Source organism: Streptomyces sp. NRRL B-24484 (assembly GCF_000717715.1).
Lineage (GTDB): Bacteria > Actinomycetota > Actinomycetes > Streptomycetales > Streptomycetaceae > Kitasatospora.
In genome coordinates this window covers 92,950-108,509 of sequence record NZ_JOAI01000012.1, presented here as the reverse complement: position 1 = coordinate 108,509, position 15,560 = coordinate 92,950, and the positions used below count along the sequence as shown (strand labels likewise).

At 72.9% G+C, this 15,560-nt stretch carries 16 protein-coding genes; 15 read left to right on the top strand and 1 reads right to left on the bottom strand.

The genetic code is table 11. The annotated features are described in order from the left end of the window. Window positions 1-38: 38 nt before the first annotated feature. The gene (locus tag IE98_RS0113420; protein ID WP_030268543.1) at window positions 39-2,081 is read right to left on the bottom strand and encodes an elongation factor G; all 2,043 of its coding nucleotides are present in this window, start codon (window positions 2,079-2,081) and stop codon (window positions 39-41) included. A 260-nt stretch (window positions 2,082-2,341) separates the two neighbouring features. On the opposite strand from IE98_RS0113420, the gene pgsA reads away from it, so the two are divergent. From pgsA to IE98_RS0113345, 15 genes are all read left to right on the top strand, one after another. After that, window positions 2,342-3,001, top strand: coding sequence for a phosphatidylinositol phosphate synthase (pgsA, locus tag IE98_RS0113415; protein ID WP_030268541.1), 660 nt, complete (start codon window positions 2,342-2,344; stop codon window positions 2,999-3,001). Then, window positions 2,998-3,924, top strand: a complete 927-nt coding sequence (locus tag IE98_RS0113410) for a phosphatidylinositol mannoside acyltransferase (protein ID WP_030268539.1) — start codon at window positions 2,998-3,000, stop codon at window positions 3,922-3,924. The genes pgsA and IE98_RS0113410 overlap by 4 nt, the downstream gene beginning before the upstream one ends. Next, window positions 3,921-5,111, top strand: a complete 1,191-nt coding sequence (locus IE98_RS0113405) for a glycosyltransferase family 4 protein (protein ID WP_030268537.1) — start codon at window positions 3,921-3,923, stop codon at window positions 5,109-5,111. Before IE98_RS0113410 ends, IE98_RS0113405 begins: the two co-directional genes overlap by 4 nt. 55 nt (window positions 5,112-5,166) lie before the next feature. Beyond that, the gene (locus IE98_RS0113400; protein WP_030268535.1) at window positions 5,167-5,511 is read left to right on the top strand and encodes a 5-carboxymethyl-2-hydroxymuconate Delta-isomerase; all 345 of its coding nucleotides are present in this window, start codon (window positions 5,167-5,169) and stop codon (window positions 5,509-5,511) included. Between the two features lie 11 nt (window positions 5,512-5,522). Next, window positions 5,523-6,068 (top strand): membrane protein, encoded by a 546-nt coding sequence (locus tag IE98_RS0113395; protein WP_030268533.1) that lies wholly within the window; start codon window positions 5,523-5,525, stop codon window positions 6,066-6,068. 117 nt (window positions 6,069-6,185) lie between these two features. Continuing rightward, window positions 6,186-7,097 carry a pyridoxal 5'-phosphate synthase lyase subunit PdxS gene (gene pdxS, locus IE98_RS0113390; protein WP_030268531.1) on the top strand — a complete coding sequence of 304 codons (912 nt, stop codon included), beginning with the start codon at window positions 6,186-6,188 and terminating at the stop codon, window positions 7,095-7,097. A gap of 88 nt (window positions 7,098-7,185) precedes the next feature. Further along, window positions 7,186-7,803, top strand: a complete 618-nt coding sequence (gene pdxT / locus IE98_RS0113385; RefSeq protein WP_030268529.1) for a pyridoxal 5'-phosphate synthase glutaminase subunit PdxT — start codon at window positions 7,186-7,188, stop codon at window positions 7,801-7,803. A gap of 99 nt (window positions 7,804-7,902) precedes the next feature. Further along, window positions 7,903-8,658: a YebC/PmpR family DNA-binding transcriptional regulator gene (locus IE98_RS0113380; protein WP_030268527.1), complete on the top strand. Its 756-nt coding sequence runs from the start codon at window positions 7,903-7,905 to the stop codon at window positions 8,656-8,658. A 149-nt stretch (window positions 8,659-8,807) separates the two neighbouring features. Then, complete coding sequence (gene ruvC, locus IE98_RS0113375; RefSeq protein ID WP_030268526.1) at window positions 8,808-9,377, top strand: crossover junction endodeoxyribonuclease RuvC; 570 nt, start codon at window positions 8,808-8,810, stop codon at window positions 9,375-9,377. Next, window positions 9,374-9,985 (top strand): Holliday junction branch migration protein RuvA, encoded by a 612-nt coding sequence (gene ruvA, locus IE98_RS0113370; protein ID WP_030268524.1) that lies wholly within the window; start codon window positions 9,374-9,376, stop codon window positions 9,983-9,985. The genes ruvC and ruvA overlap by 4 nt, the downstream gene beginning before the upstream one ends. Before the next feature lie 112 nt (window positions 9,986-10,097). Continuing rightward, window positions 10,098-11,186, top strand: coding sequence for a Holliday junction branch migration DNA helicase RuvB (gene ruvB, locus IE98_RS0113365; protein WP_030268522.1), 1,089 nt, complete (start codon window positions 10,098-10,100; stop codon window positions 11,184-11,186). 175 nt (window positions 11,187-11,361) lie between these two features. After that, window positions 11,362-11,745, top strand: coding sequence for a preprotein translocase subunit YajC (gene yajC, locus IE98_RS42420; RefSeq protein WP_234443531.1), 384 nt, complete (start codon window positions 11,362-11,364; stop codon window positions 11,743-11,745). Window positions 11,746-11,889: 144 nt separating this feature from the next. Then, the gene (gene secD, locus IE98_RS0113355) at window positions 11,890-13,707 is read left to right on the top strand and encodes a protein translocase subunit SecD (RefSeq protein ID WP_030268519.1); all 1,818 of its coding nucleotides are present in this window, start codon (window positions 11,890-11,892) and stop codon (window positions 13,705-13,707) included. Window positions 13,708-13,711: 4 nt separating this feature from the next. Continuing rightward, window positions 13,712-14,803, top strand: coding sequence for a protein translocase subunit SecF (gene secF, locus IE98_RS0113350; protein ID WP_030268517.1), 1,092 nt, complete (start codon window positions 13,712-13,714; stop codon window positions 14,801-14,803). Window positions 14,804-14,985: 182 nt separating this feature from the next. Further along, entirely contained in the window at window positions 14,986-15,537 is a 552-nt protein-coding gene (locus IE98_RS0113345; RefSeq protein ID WP_030268515.1) for an adenine phosphoribosyltransferase, read from the top strand. The last annotated feature ends 23 nt before the right edge of the window (window positions 15,538-15,560 follow it).

The following is a 15,560-nucleotide window of genomic DNA, read 5'->3' as shown; positions in this document are numbered from 1 at the left end:
GGGAGGTGCCCCCACGCGCCCCTCGTGGCTTCCCTTCCCTACGAGGCGTGTTCGTAGCGGGCGGCGAGGGTGGCGGGCATCGGGGCGTGCCGCAGGTAGCTGCGGGAGAACTGCCCGGTGCCGTGCGAGATCGAACGCAACTCGACGGGGTAGCGGACGAGTTCGAGCTCCGGGACCTCCGCGCGGACGAGGCTCATCCCGGGCCCGCCCGGTTCGGTGCCCAGGACGTGGCCGCGCCGTGCGGACAGGTCGCTGAGCACCGCGCCCTGGTACTCGTCCGGCAGCAGCACCTGCACCTCGTCGACCGGTTCGAGCAGCTGGATGCGCCCGTTGGCGGCCGCCTCGCGCAGCGCCAGTGCGCCCGCGGTCTGGAAGGCCGCGTCGGAGGAGTCCACCGAGTGCGCCTTGCCGTCGGTGAGGGTGACCCGGACGTCGACCATCGGGTAGCCGGCCAGCACCCCGTGCGCGAGCTGGGCACGGACGCCCTTCTCCACCGAGGGGATGAAGTTGCGCGGCACCGCGCCGCCGACCACCTTGTCGACGAACTCGAAACCGCCGCCGGGCAGCGGTTCGACGGTGAGATCGCAGATCGCGTACTGGCCGTGCCCGCCGGACTGCTTGACGTGCCGGCCGTGCCCGCTGGAGCTGGCGGCGAAGGTCTCGCGCAGCGCGACCCTGTAGTCGACGGTGTCCACGTGCACGCCGTAGCGGGTGCGCAGCCGGTCCAGGACGACCGCCTGGTGGGCCTCGCCGGTGCACCAGAGCACGAGTTGGTGGGTGTCCGGGTTCTGCTCGACGCGCAGCGTCGGGTCCTGGGCGGTGAGCCGGCCGAGGGTCTGGGCGAGCTTGTCCTCGTCGGCCTTGCTGTGCGCCTGGACGGCGGCGGGCAGCAGCGCCTCGGGCTGCGGCCACGGCTCCAGCGCCTCGGTGCCCTCGGTGAGGGTGTCGCCGGTGCGGGCGGCGGTCAGCTTGGCGAGGCAGACCAGGTCGCCGGGGAGCGCGTGCGGGACGGGCCGCTGCTGCTTGCCGAACGGGCAGCTCAGGCCGGTGACCTTCTCGTCGGTGCCGCCGGGCACGTGCAGCACGGTGTCCGGCCGCAGCGTCCCGGAGAACACCCGGGCGAGGCTGAGCCGGCCGACGTACGGGTCCTCGCCGGTGTGCACGATCTGGGCGGCGAGCGGGGCGTCCGGGTCGCAGGCGGGCAGGTCGTCGGCGCGGTCGAGCGGGGAGGGGAAGACCGCCGCGATCAGGTCGAGCAGCTCGGCGGCGCCGGGCGCGGCGCCGGTCGGGTCGGTGGGCGGTGCGGTGGCGAGCACCGGGTGCACCGTGCCGGCCAGGAACTCGCGGCGCAGCGCGTCGCCGAGCGAGGCGGTGTCCAGCTCCTCGCCCGCGACCCAGCGCTCCAGCAACGCGTCGTCCTCGCCGGCGATGGCCTCGACCAGGTGGGTGCGGTCCTCGTCGACGGTGGGCAGGTCGCCGGGCTCGCCGTAGGTGCGGCCGGTGAGCAGGTCGACGGAGCCGAGCAGCCGGCCGTCCTTCAGCGCGCTGTCGTGCAGCTGCAGGACGGAGTCCGGGTGGCCCTCGCCGAAGGCGTCCTGGAGGGTGGCGAGCACCTCGTCGAGGTGGACGCGGACGGCGTTGAGGTGGGTGAGGGCGATCGCGGTGGGCAGGTTCCGCAGCCGGACCTCCCGCCACAGGGCGAGGGTGTGCGCGGAGACCGGGTCGGTGGCGGAGACCACCAGGACGGCGGCCTCGGCGGCGCGCAGCGCGGCCTGCAGGTCACCGGCAAAGTCGGCGTAGCCGGGCGCGTCCAGCAGGTTGATCTTGCAGTCCTGCCAGGCCAGCGGCAGGAGCGCGAGCTGGACGGAACGCTGCTGCTGGTGCTCGACGTCCTCGTGGTCGGCGGCGGTGGTGCCGTCCGGGACGGTGCCGGCCCTGGTCAGCGCGCCCGCGGTGAGGGCGAGGGACTCGGCGAGGGTGGTCTTGCCGGCTCCGGTGGCGCCGATGAGGACGACGTTGCGGAGCCGGTCGGGTCGTTCGACGGTGGGGGCCGCGGTGTGGGTGGCTGCTCGGTCCGCCATGGCTGCTCTCCTGCTGTTCGCGGGTGGCTGCGGCGCGCTCGCGCGGGTCACAAGCGGTGCTCACGGCCGGGGCGTCGGTCGCCTCCGTGCCGTGCGTGGTGGGCCGGTCGGGCCGGCGGGCTGCTCGGGGGCGTGGGGCGGCGAGGCCCCGCGATCAGCGTGGATACCATTGTCCAGCCGGGCGGGCCGATCCGCTCGGCCGCCCGGCGGCACAGGGGCCGCGGGCGGAGTCCGGTGAGATCGGAGCGGTCCGGAAGGCCATGCTCAACAAATACGCGCGTGCCTTCTTCACACGTGTTCTGACGCCGTTCGCCGCGATGCTGCTGCGCTGGGGCGTCAGCCCGGACGCCGTGACGCTGATCGGGACGGCCGGGTCGGTGGCGGGCGCCCTGGTGTTCTTCCCCCGCGGGGAGTTCTTCTGGGGCACGATCACCATCACCCTCTTCATCTTCTCCGACCTGGTCGACGGAAACATGGCCCGCCAGGCCGGGCGCTCCTCGAAGTGGGGCGCGTTCCTCGACTCGACGCTGGACCGGGTCGCGGACGCCGCGATCTTCGGCGGTCTGGCGCTCTGGTACGCGGGCACCGGGAACAACGACCTGCTCTGCGCCGTTTCGGTGTTCTGCCTGGCCAGCGGCCAGGTGGTCTCCTACACCAAGGCCCGCGGCGAGAGCCTGGGCTTCCCGGTGAACGTCAACGGCCTGGTCGAGCGGGCCGAGCGGCTGGTGATCAGCCTGGTCGCGGCCGGTGTGGCGGGCCTGCACGCGTTCGGCCTGCCGTACGTGGAGTGGCTGCTGCCGTTCGCCCTCTGGGTGGTCGCGGCGGGCAGCCTGGTGACGGTGATGCAGCGCATCCTGACGGTGCGGCGGGAGGCCCAGGAGGCCGACCGGGAGACGGCGGGAGTCGAGGGGGCGGCGTGAAGGACCGATTGGTCTACTGGCTGTACGCGACCGGCTGGGCGGTGGTGAAGCGGCTGCCCGAGCGGGTGGCCCGTGCGCTGTTCGAGCGGATCGCCGACCGGGTGTGGCGCGGCCGCGGCAAGGGCGTGCTGCAGTTGGAGGCCAACCTGCGCCGGGTGCACCCGGAGGCGGACGAGGCACGGCTGCGCGAGCTGTCCCGGGCCGGGATGCGCTCCTACATGCGGTACTGGATGGAGTCGTTCCGGCTGCCGGCCTGGAGCCTGCCGCGGATCGCCGACGCCATGCGGATCAAGGGCCTGGAGCAGCTGAACGAGGCGATGGCCGCCGGCCGCGGCGCCGTGCTCGCGCTGCCCCACATGGGCAACTGGGACCTCGCCGGCGCCTGGATCGCCTCGGCGGGCGGCTACCCCTTCACCACCGTCGCCGAGCGGCTGAAGCCGGAGCAGCTGTTCGACCGTTTCGTGGCGTACCGCGAGGGCCTCGGCATGGAGGTGCTGCCGCTGACCGGCTCCGACGTGTCGGTGATCGGCACGCTCGCCCGCCGGCTGCGCCAGGGCAAGCTGGTCTGCCTGCTGGGCGACCGAGACCTGTCCGCCGCCGGCCTCCAGGTCGACTTCCTCGGCGAGCCGACCCGGATGCCGGCCGGACCGGCCGCGCTGGCGCTGCGCACCGGCGCGGCGCTCTTCCCGGTGACGCTCTGGTACGACGGCCCGCTGATGCACGCCGAGATCCACCCGGAGATCCCGCCGCCCGCCGAGGGCGAGCAGCGCGAGCGGACCTCCGCCATGGTGCAGGCCCTCGCCGACGTGTGGGCCGAGGGAATCCGGGAGCACGCCGAGGACTGGCACATGCTGCAGAAGCTGTGGCTGTCCGACCTCGGCACCGATCGCGCCGCCGGCGCGGGGCAGGGGGCGCAGCGTTGAGGATCGGCATCGTCTGCCCGTACGACTGGGACGTTCCCGGCGGCGTGCAGTTCCACATCCGCGACCTCGCGGAGCACCTGATCCGGCTGGGCCACGAGGTCTCGGTGCTGGCCCCGGCCGAGGACGAGTCGGCGCTGCCGCCGTACGTCGTCTCGGCGGGCCGGGCCGTCGCCGTGCCCTACAACGGCTCGGTGGCGCGGCTCAGCTTCGGCATCCTGTCGGCCGCCCGGGTGCGGCGCTGGCTGAACGACGGGCGCTTCGACATCCTGCACGTCCACGAGCCCTCCTCGCCGAGCCTGTCGATGCTGGCCGCCTGGTCGGCGTCCGGGCCGATGGTGGGCACCTTCCACACGTCCAACCCGCGGTCGCGGGCGATGATCGCCGCCTCGCCGATCCTGCAGCCGGGGCTGGAGAAGATGTCCGCCCGGATCGCGGTCAGCGAGTACGCCCGGCGCACCCTGGTCGAGCACCTCGGCGGCGACGCGGTGGTCATCCCGAACGGCGTGGACGTCCGCTTCTTCGCCGACGCCAAGCCCGATCCGCGCTGGCGGGGCGGCGTGCTCGCCGGCACCGGCGCCCCGGCGACGATCGGCTTCATCGGCCGGATCAACGAGCCGCGCAAGGGCCTGCCGACACTGCTCGCCGCGCTGCCCCGGATCCTGGAGGAGCGGCCCGGCACCCGGCTGCTGGTCGCCGGCAAGGGCGACCGCGAGGAGGCCGTCGAGGGGCTGGCCCCCGAGGTGCGGGCCCAGGTCGAGTTCCTCGGCATGGTGAGCGACGAGGAGAAGGCCCGGCTGCTGCGCAGCGTGGACCTCTACGTCGCGCCGAACACCGGCGGCGAGAGCTTCGGCATCATCCTGGTCGAGGCGATGTCGGCCGGGGCGCCGGTGCTCGCCAGCGACCTCGACGCCTTCCGGCAGGTGCTGGACGGCGGCGCGGCCGGCGAGCTGTTCCCGGTCGAGGACGCCGATGCGCTGGCCGCGGCCGCGGTGAAGCTGCTCGGCGACCCGGAGCGGCTGCGCGACCTGCGCGAGGCGGCCTCCCGGCACGTCCGCCGGTTCGACTGGGAGACGGTCGGCGCGGACATCCTGTCGGTCTACGAGACGGTCACCGACGGCATGCCGCCGGTGGCCGAGGACGAGCGGGTGGGCTGGCGGGAGCGGTTCGGCCTGGCCGCCCGCGACTGACCCGCACACCCGCAGGCCCGACCGTCGGGCGAGCGCACACACCAGAGGGGGCCCCGTGCCGCAGATCTCCGTCGACTACTCGCCGCGCCTCGGTTTCGACCGCCGGGCCTTCGCCGCCGAGCTGCACCCGCTGGTGGCGGCCGCGATCGACACCACGGTCGAGTCGTGCAAGACCCGCTTCCGCCCGGTCGAGGACACCTTCCTCGGCGACGGCGACCCGGAGCGGGCCATGGTGTACCTGGAACTGAAGATCCTCGCCGGGCGTGCCCCCGAGGCCCGGACGGCGCTGAGCGAGGCCGTGCTGGACCTGCTGAAGCGGCACGTCGGCGGCGGGCGGGTGCACCTGGCCGTCAACGTGGTGGAGCTGGACCGCGACGTCTACCGGGCGGCCGCCCTGTAGCCTGACCGGCCGTGACTACCTGGATCTGGGCCGCCGTCGCGGTCGTGCTCTTCGCGATGTACCTGAGCTGGACGGCCGGCCGGCTGGACCGGCTGCACGCGCGGATCGACGCCGCCCGGGCCTCGCTCGACGCCCAGCTGGTGCGCCGCGCCTCGGTGGCCCAGGAACTGGCCACCTCCTCGCTGCTCGACCCGGCGGCCTCGCTGCTGCTGTACGAGGCCTCGCACGCCGCCCGACAGGCCGAGGACGAGCACCGGGAGGTCGCGGAGAGCGAGCTGAGCCTGGCGCTGCGCGCGGTCTTCGCCGAGCCCGAGCAGGTCGCGGCGCTGCTGGACGCGCCCGGCGGCAAGGAGGCCGTGACGGATCTCACGGCCGCGGTGCGCCGGGTGCCGATGGCGCGGCGGTTCCACAACGACGCCGTCCGGGCGGCCCGTGCGGTGCGCGAGCACCGCCTCGTCCGGTACTTCCGGCTGGCCGGGCGCGCGCCCTTCCCGATGGCGTTCGAGATGGACGACGAGCCCCCGGCGGCGCTCACCCCCGAAGGCGCACCGGCCTGAACGGCTACTGTTTGTCGTACCCGGACGGTCCGGCTGGACTGTATGGCGCATCGGTAAGGGGCGTTCCGGGCCTACGATAAGTCGATAGCACTGGTTCATCTTCGAGTGAGGTCTTACGTGTCCACCACCCCCATCACCGCAGACCAGCCGCAGATCGGCACCGCCCGGGTCAAGCGCGGCATGGCCGAGCAGCTCAAGGGCGGTGTGATCATGGACGTGGTCAACGCCGAGCAGGCGAAGATCGCCGAGGACGCCGGTGCCGTCGCGGTCATGGCCCTGGAGCGCGTGCCCGCCGACATCCGCAAGGACGGCGGCGTGGCCCGGATGTCCGACCCGAACATGATCGAGGAGATCATCTCCGCGGTCTCCATCCCCGTCATGGCCAAGTCCCGCATCGGCCACTTCGTCGAGGCCCAGGTCCTCCAGTCGCTCGGTGTCGACTACATCGACGAGTCCGAGGTCCTCACCCCGGCCGACGAGGTCAACCACTCCGACAAGTGGGCGTTCACCACTCCCTTCGTCTGCGGCGCCACCAACCTCGGCGAGGCCCTGCGCCGCATCGCCGAGGGCGCGGCCATGATCCGCTCCAAGGGCGAGGCCGGCACCGGCAACGTCGTCGAGGCCGTCCGCCACCTGCGCCAGATCAAGAACGAGATCGCCAAGCTGCGCGGCTTCGACAACAACGAGCTGTACGCCGCCGCCAAGGAGCTGCGCGCCCCGTACGAGCTCGTCAAGGAGGTCGCCGAGCTCGGCAAGCTGCCGGTCGTGCTGTTCTCCGCCGGCGGTGTCGCCACCCCGGCCGACGCCGCGCTGATGCGCCAGCTCGGTGCCGAGGGCGTCTTCGTCGGCTCCGGCATCTTCAAGTCCGGCGACCCGGCCAAGCGCGCCGCCGCCATCGTGAAGGCCACCACCTTCTTCGACGACCCGAAGATCATTGCGGACGCCTCCCGCAACCTCGGCGAGGCCATGGTCGGCATCAACTGCGACACCCTGCCGGAGACCGAGCGCTACGCCAACCGCGGCTGGTAACCACCCGCGCCACGCCGGCCCGCCGCACAGCACGTCCGCGCGGCGGGCCGGCGCACGTCCCCCCGCCACGACCGAAGAGGTAACCACCGTGTCCAGCAGCACCCCGACCATCGGCGTCCTGGCCCTCCAGGGCGACGTCCGCGAGCACCTCATCGCGCTGGCCGCCGCCGACGCGGTCGCCCGGCCGGTGCGCCGTGCCGAGGAGCTCGCCGAGGTGGACGCGCTGGTGATCCCCGGCGGTGAGTCCACCACCATGTCCAAGCTGGCGCTGCTGTTCGGCGTGATGGACCCGCTGCGGGCCCGGGTGGCCGACGGCATGCCCGTCTACGGCACCTGCGCCGGCATGATCATGCTGGCCGACAAGATCCTCGACGGGCGGGACGACCAGGAGACCGTCGGCGGCATCGACATGACGGTGCGCCGCAACGCCTTCGGCCGGCAGAACGAGTCCTTCGAGTCGGCCGTCGACTTCCGCGGCCTGGAGGGTACGCCGGTCAACGGCGTGTTCATCCGCGCCCCCTGGGTCGAGTCGGTCGGGGCGGGCGTCGAGGTGCTGGCCGAGGTGCCGGCCGCCGACGGCCCGGACAGCCGGATCGTGGCCGTCCGCCAGGGCCACCTGCTGGCGACCTCGTTCCACCCCGAGCTCACCGGCGACCACCGGGTGCACGAGTACTTCGTGCGCATGGTCGAGGACGCCCGGCGCTGAGTCCCGCGGACGGCGCGCTGACCGTGTGCCACCTCGCGGTGACGACACCGGTAAGATCTCCTCTGTTCATTTCCCTTTGGCGACGTAAAGGAGCTGGCGATGTCCGGCCACTCTAAGTGGGCTACCACCAAGCACAAGAAGGCCGTGATCGACGCCAAGCGCGGCAAGCTCTTCGCCAAGATGATCAAGAACATCGAGGTGGCGGCGCGCACCGGCGGCGGCGACCCGGCCGGCAACCCCACGCTGTACGACGCCATCCAGAAGGCGAAGAAGAGCTCCGTCCCGATCGACAACATCAACCGGGCCGTCAAGCGCGGCTCCGGTGCCGAGGCCGGCGGCGCGGACTACTCGACGATCATGTACGAGGGCTACGGCCCGAACGGCGTGGCCGTCCTCATCGAGTGCCTCACCGACAACCGCAACCGCGCGGCCTCCGACGTCCGCGTCGCGATGACCCGCAACGGCGGCTCGATGGCCGACCCGGGCTCGGTGTCCTACATGTTCACCCGCAAGGGCGTCGTGATCGTCCCCAAGGCCGACGGCGTGGACGAGGACAAGGTGCTCGACGTCGTCCTGGAGGCGGGCGCCGAGGAGGTCAACGACCTCGGCGAGGCCTTCGAGGTGGTCTCCGAGGCCACCGACCTGGTCGCCGTCCGCAGCTCGCTGGTCGACGCCGGCATCGACTACGACTCGGCCGACGCCAACTTCGTGCCCAGCGTGCAGGTCGAGCTGGACGCCGAGGGCGCCCGCAAGATCTTCAAGCTGATCGACGCGCTGGAGGACAGCGACGACGTGCAGAACGTCTTCGCCAACTTCGACGTCTCCGACGAGATCATGGCCGAGCTCGACGCCTGATCACGCCCGTCCCGCCGCCCGGCAGTCCCCGTGACCGCCGGGCGGCGGCGTGTTCGGGTGCGGTGGCGCGGGCGTTGTCGGTGCCGCCCGGTACCCTGCGGAGGGCCGCGGGAGCGGGCCGGGCGACGACACGGAAGACGGGGTGCGGAGTGCGGGTACTGGGCGTGGACCCGGGGCTGACCAGGTGCGGTGTCGGCGTGGTCGACGGCGCCCCCGGCCGGCCGCTGCGGATGGTCGGCGTCGGCGTGGTGCGCACCCCGGTCGACGCGGAGATCGGCGTGCGCCTGCTACAGATAGAGCAGGGCCTGGAGCAGTGGCTGGACGAGCACCGGCCCGACCTGGTCGCCGTCGAGCGGGTCTTCGCCCAGCACAACGTCCGCACCGTGATGGGCACCGCCCAGGCCAGCGCCGTAGCCATGCTCTGCGCCACCCGCCGCGGCATCCCCGTCACCCTGCACACCCCGAGCGAGGTCAAGGCCGCCGTCACCGGCTCGGGCCGGGCCGACAAGGCCCAGGTCACCGCCATGGTGCAGCGCCTGCTCCGGCTGGACGCCCCGCCGAAGCCGGCCGACGCCGCCGACGCCCTCGCCCTCGCCATCTGCCACATCTGGCGGGGCGGCGCCCAGGGCCGCATCGCCGCCGCACTCGCCAAGGCCGCACCGGCGCCCGCCGCGCCCGCGGCCCGACGCCCCGCCGCACGTCAGGAGCACCGCCGATGATCGCCTTCGTCCAGGGCCCGGTGGCCCACATCGCGGCCGGCACGGCCGTCGTCGAGGTCGGCGGGGTCGGCATGGCCGTCCAGTGCACCCCGAACACGCTCGCCGGGCTGCGGCTCGGCGAGACCGCCCGGCTCGCCACCTCGCTGGTGGTGCGCGAGGACTCGCTCACCCTGTTCGGCTTCGCCGACGACGACGAGCGGGCCCTCTTCGAGATCCTGCAGGCCGCCCCCGGCGTCGGCCCGCGGCTGGCCCAGGCGATGCTCGCCGTGCACAGCCCGGACGCGCTGCGCGCCGCGGTCGCCGGCGGCGACGAGAAGGCGCTGATCGCGGTGCCCGGCATCGGCAAGGCGAAGGCCGCCAAGCTGCTGCTGGAGTACAAGGACAAGCTCGGCGCCCCGCACGGCGCCGTCCCCGCGCAGAAGCCGGTCGCCACCGGCCCGGCCCCCTGGCACGAGCAGCTGCACGCGGCCCTGGTCGGTCTCGGCTACGCTCCCCGCGAGGCCGACGAGGCCGTCGCCGCGGTCACCCCGGAGGCCGAGGCGCAGCCGGTGCCGGACGTCGGCGCCCTGCTGCGGGCCGCCCTGCGCGGCCTCAACCGGACGCGCTGACCGGCCGCGACCGGGCCCGCCGGCCGGCCGCGACCGCCGCCGGACCCGTCCGACCGCCGACGCTTTGACCATCTGACGACCAGTCGTCATGTCGACTTTGGAGCCGCTCCCGATGAGCCCGTACGACACCGACCCCGCCGACCGCCCGGCGGCAGACCGGCTGGTGGGGGCGGCCGCCGACGGCGAGGACCAGGCCGTCGAGGCGGCCCTGCGGCCGAAGCTGCTGGAGGAGTTCATCGGCCAGGAGCGCGTCCGCGAGCAGCTCTCCCTGGTGCTCCAGGCCGCCCGCCAGCGCGGCACCGCCCCGGACCACGTGCTGCTCAGCGGCCCGCCCGGGCTCGGCAAGACCACCCTGTCGATGATCATCGCCGCCGAGCTGGGCGCGCCGATCCGGATCACCTCCGGCCCGGCCATCCAGCACGCCGGCGACCTCGCCGCGATCCTCTCCTCGCTCACCGAGGGCGAGGTCCTCTTCCTCGACGAGATCCACCGGATGTCCCGGCCGGCCGAGGAGATGCTCTACATGGCGATGGAGGACTTCCGGGTCGACGTCATCGTCGGCAAGGGACCCGGCGCCACCGCCATCCCGCTGGAGCTGCCGCCGTTCACCCTGGTCGGCGCCACCACCCGGGCCGGCCTGCTGCCGCCCCCGCTGCGCGACCGCTTCGGCTTCACCGGCCACATGGAGTTCTACGCCCCCGCCGAGCTCCAGCAGGTGGTGCACCGCTCCGCCGCCCTGCTGGACGTCCACATCGACCCGGCGGGCGCCGCCGAGATCGCCGGCCGCTCCCGCGGCACCCCGCGCATCGCCAACCGGCTGCTGCGCCGCGTCCGCGACTACGCGCAGGTCAGGCACGACGGCCGGGTCACCCGCGAGATCTCCGCCCAGGCGCTGGACGTGTACGAGGTGGACGCCCGCGGCCTGGACCGGCTGGACCGCGCGGTGCTGGACGCGCTGCTGCGGCTGTTCGGCGGCGGCCCGGTCGGCCTGTCGACCCTCGCCGTCGCGGTGGGGGAGGAGGCCGAGACGGTCGAGGAGGTCGCCGAGCCCTTCCTCGTCCGCGAGGGTCTGCTGGCCCGGACGCCGCGCGGCCGGATCGCGACCGCCGCGGCGTGGCGGCACCTCGGGATGGCCCCGCCCGCACAGGGCGGCGGGGCGAAGACGACCGACCAGGCCGCTTTGTTCCCGGACGGCCTGTAGCCGACAACCGAAAAACGGGAGCATGCCAAGGGTCGCCACTTTCGGCGGCACACTGGCATGCTTGGCGTTGTCCGTACAGTGCGGGTCGCCTAGACTCCGCCGGACCGCCCCTCTCGACCGACGGGCCGACGTATACCAGGCCGCCGGCCGAGGCGGCCCGCAAAGGACCCTGGCTGTGGCTAATCTCATCATCCTCATCCTCCCGATCGTCGCGATCTTCCTGATGTTCCGCTCGCAGAAGAAGCGGCAGCAGCAGGCGGCGTCGATGCAGGCGACCCTCCAGCCGGGCGCCGGCGTGCGGACGATCGGTGGCATGTACGCCCAGGTCAAGGCGGTCAACGACGAGACCGTCGAGCTGGAGGTCGCCCCCGGTGTCGTGGCGCACTACACCAAGGGCGCCATCGCCGCCGTCCTGGAGCCGCTCGAGTACGACGCGATCATCAACGGCCGCCCGGTGGAGGCCGACGAGGAGCCCGTCGAGGCCGAGGGCGTCGAGGACGGCGAGAAGCCGCTGAGCCTCTCCAAGGACGCCGAGGCCGACGCCTCCGAGACCAAGTAGTACGGTCGGGCCCACCCAGGCCGTGCGGCAACCGGCCGCCGGCCCAGATGACCTCAGGGCCGCCCTGCGCCGCCGTCCTCCGTCCCGCCTCACGCCGGACCGGGGCGCGGCCCGCGGCGGCATGGACAGGGAGAAACGAGCAAGGTGGCAACACCCAAGTCGCGCCAGCGCGACGGTTACCCGGGGCGGGCGCTGGCCCTGATCCTGGTGGTCACCGTCGGACTGGTCGCCCTCATGTTCGGGACGGGCGTCAAGACGCCCCGTCTCGGAATCGACCTCGCCGGTGGCACCAGCGTCACCCTGACCGCCAAGTCGGACGACAAGGCCGCGATCAACAAGTCCAACATGGACATCGCGACCGGCATCATCCAGAAGCGCGTCAACGGTATGGGCGTCTCCGAGGCGGAGGTCCAGACCCAGGGCGACAGCAACATCATCGTCAACATCCCCAACGGCGGTGACAAGCAGGCGGCGATCGAGCAGATCGGCACGACTGCCAAGCTCTACTTCCGTCCCGTGGTCGCGCTCGCGCCGACCGGGGTCGACCCCTCGGCGCTGAACACCGGCTCGCCGTCCCCGTCCGGCTCCGCCACCCCGTCCGCGGGTGCCTCGGCGGGCGCCTCGGGCGCCTCCGCGACCCCGTCCGGCAAGGCCTCCACCGCTCCCAGCGCCAGCGCCAGCAAGGCCGGCCGCGCGGTCAGCGACGCGCTGAAGGCCGACCCGTCGGCCTCCGCCTCGCCCTCGGCCACCGCGTCCGGTTCGGCCTCCGCGGCCCCGAGCGGCGGCGCCACCCCGTCCGCGCCGACCAGCATGAGCCCCGAGCAGCTGACCGCGGCCCTCACCCAGGGCACCGTGCCGGCCGACGTCCAGCAGCAGTTCGCCGCGCTGGACTGCTCCAAGCCCGAGCAGCGCAAGGACTACCAGACCGACCCGAAGAAGAACGCGGTCGGCTGCTCCTACGACAAGGAGCAGGGCGTCTGGTACAAGTTCGCGCTCGGCCCGGTCGCCGTGAACGGCTCCGACGTGTCCAAGGCCTCGGCCCTGTTCGACACCCAGCGGGCCGGCGGCTGGCAGGTCGACCTGTCGTTCAACGACAACGGCTCCAAGGCCTTCGCGAGCACCACCGGTGCCCTGGCCACCCAGGCCTCCCCGGCCAACCAGTTCGCCATCGTCCTGGACGGCAAGGTGGTCTCCCACCCCTACGTCAGCCAGTCGATCACCGGCGGCTCGGCCACCATCTCCGGCAGCTTCAGCCAGGAGGACGCCAAGGGCCTGGCCAACGTGCTGAGCTACGGCGCGCTGCCGCTGACCTTCGACATGAGCGACGTCACCACCGTCTCCCCGCAGCTCGGCGGCGACCAGCTGCAGGCCGGCCTGATCGCCGGCGCCATCGGCCTGGCGCTGGTGGTCGTGTACTCGCTCGTCTACTACCGCGGCCTCGGCCTGGTCTCCATCGCCGGTCTGCTCGTCTCGGCGATCCTGACCTACGCGATCATGTGCCTGCTCGGCGGCAGTATCGGCTTCGCGCTGAACCTGCCCGCGGTCTGCGGCGCGATCGTCGCGATCGGTATCACGGCGGACTCCTTCATCGTGTACTTCGAGCGCATCCGCGACGAGGTCCGCGACGGCGCCCCGCTGCGGCCCGCCGTCCAGCGCGCCTGGCCGCGCGCCCGCCGCACCATCCTGGTCTCCGACTTCGTGTCGTTCCTGTGTGCCGCGGTGCTGTACGTCGTCTCGGTCGGCAAGGTCCAGGGCTTCGCGTTCACGCTGGGCCTGACCACGCTGCTCGACATCGTGGTGATCTTCCTGTTCACCAAGCCGCTGATCACCCTGCTGGCACGGCGGAAGTTCTTCGCGAACGGCCACCCGTGGTCCGGTCTCGACCCGAAGCGGCTCGGCGCCCGCCCGCCGATCCGCGGCAGCCGTCGCCGTCCCTCCGCCAACGCCCCCAAGGAGGCCTGACGCCATGTCCCTTCGGAACATCGGCCACCGGCTCTACCAGGGCGAGGTCAGCTTCGACTTCGTCGGCAAGCGCAAGATCTGGTACTCCATCTCGGGCGTCATCGTCCTCGTGGCGGCGATCGGCCTGGCGATGGGCCTGCACCTGGGCATCGAGTTCAAGGGCGGCTCGGTCTACACCGTCCAGAAGCAGGGCCTGACGGTCTCGCAGGCGCAGGACGCCGCCAACCACATCACCGGTGACACCACCGCGCAGGTCCAGAAGACCGGCGACGGCAAGATCCGCATCCAGGTCAGCTCCGAGGAGAAGGTCAGCGGTCCGGCGTTCTCGCAGGAGCTGTCCAAGGAGATCGGCGTCCCGACCAAGGACATCGACGCCCAGGTGATCGGCCCCTCCTGGGGCAAGCAGATCTCCCAGAAGGCGCTGCTCGGCCTGGTCGTCTTCATGGTGCTGGTCACCGCCTACCTGGCCATCGCCTTCGAGTGGCGGATGGCGCTGGCGGCGCTGGTCGCCCTGATCCACGACCTCCTGATCACCATCGGCGTCTACGCCCTGGTCGGCTTCGAGGTCACCCCCGGTACCGTGATCGGCTTCCTGACGATCCTCGGCTACTCGCTCTACGACACGGTCGTCGTCTTCGACACCGTGAAGGAGAACACCCGGGGCATCGCCAAGCAGAACAAGCGCACCTACAGCGAGGCCGCCAACCTGGGCCTCAACCAGACCCTGGTGCGTTCCGTCAACACCACCGTGGTCGCCCTGCTGCCCGTGGCCGCCCTGCTGTTCATCGGCGGCGGCATGCTCGGCGCCGGCACGCTGAACGACATCTCGCTCGCGCTGTTCATCGGTCTGGCGGCCGGCGCGTACTCGTCGATCTGCGTCGCCACCCCGCTGCTCGCGCAGCTGAAGGAGCAGACCCCGGAGATGCGCGCGCTCGCCAAGCGCGTCGCCCAGCGCCGGGCCGCGGACGCCAAGGCCGCCGAGGCCGCGGAGACCGAGCACGAGGACGGCGACGAGGTCGCCGCCGGCGTGGTCGGCCAGCGCAACCAGCCGGTCGCCCGCTCCCGCGGCAAGAACCGCCCGTCCGGCAAGCGCTGACCGGACGACGCAGCACCGCACGGTCCGGCCGGCCCGAGGAGACTCGGGCCGGCCGGACCTTTTCCGTTACCGGGTGTCGCTGCGGGTAAGGTCGAACCGCAGACCGGGCCCCCGCTGCCCGTCCGGCCCGCTGTGCACGTCCGGGCCCGTAGGCCCCCGCCGACCACCCCGAAGGAACCCACGTGACCTCCCCCGACCCCGTCCTCGCAGATCTGCTCACCAGCCGGATCAAGGACGTCCCGGACTACCCGAAGCCCGGCGTGCTGTTCAAGGACATCGCGCCGCTGCTCGCCGACGCCGAGGCCTTCGGTGCGCTCACCCGGGCGCTCGCCGGCCGCGCCGCCGAGCTCGGGGCGACCAAGGTGGTCGGCCTGGAGGCCCGCGGCTTCGTGCTGGCCGCCCCGGCGGCGTTCGCGGCCGGCCTCGGCTTCGTGCCGATCCGCAAGAAGGGCAAGCTGCCCGGCGACGTCTTCGCCCGCTCCTACGACCTCGAGTACGGCTCCGCCACGCTGGAGGTCCAGTGCGACGCCTTCGCGCCGGGCGAGAAGGTGCTGGTGGTCGACGACGTCCTCGCCACCGGCGGCACCCTCGGCGCCTCGCTGGACCTCGTCCGGGAGGCCGGCGCCGAGCTGGCCGGCGTGGTCGTGCTGATGGAGCTCGGCTTCCTCGACGGCCGGGCGCGGCTCGGCGGCCACCTCGCCGGGGCGCCGCTGGACGCCCTCGTCACGGTCTGACCCCGCGGGACCCGGGCGCGGCG

Bases quoted from the DNA above. Each gene is read 5' to 3' on its own strand.
- IE98_RS0113420 (WP_030268543.1), bottom strand. From the start codon at position 2,081: ATGGCGGACCGAGCAGCCACCCACACCGCGGCCCCCACCGTCGAACGA.
- pgsA (WP_030268541.1), top strand. From the start codon at position 2,342: ATGCTCAACAAATACGCGCGTGCCTTCTTCACACGTGTTCTGACGCCG.
- IE98_RS0113380 (WP_030268527.1), top strand. From the start codon at position 7,903: ATGTCCGGCCACTCTAAGTGGGCTACCACCAAGCACAAGAAGGCCGTG.
- ruvA (WP_030268524.1), top strand. From the start codon at position 9,374: ATGATCGCCTTCGTCCAGGGCCCGGTGGCCCACATCGCGGCCGGCACG.
- ruvB (WP_030268522.1), top strand. From the start codon at position 10,098: ATGAGCCCGTACGACACCGACCCCGCCGACCGCCCGGCGGCAGACCGG.
- secF (WP_030268517.1), top strand. From the start codon at position 13,712: ATGTCCCTTCGGAACATCGGCCACCGGCTCTACCAGGGCGAGGTCAGC.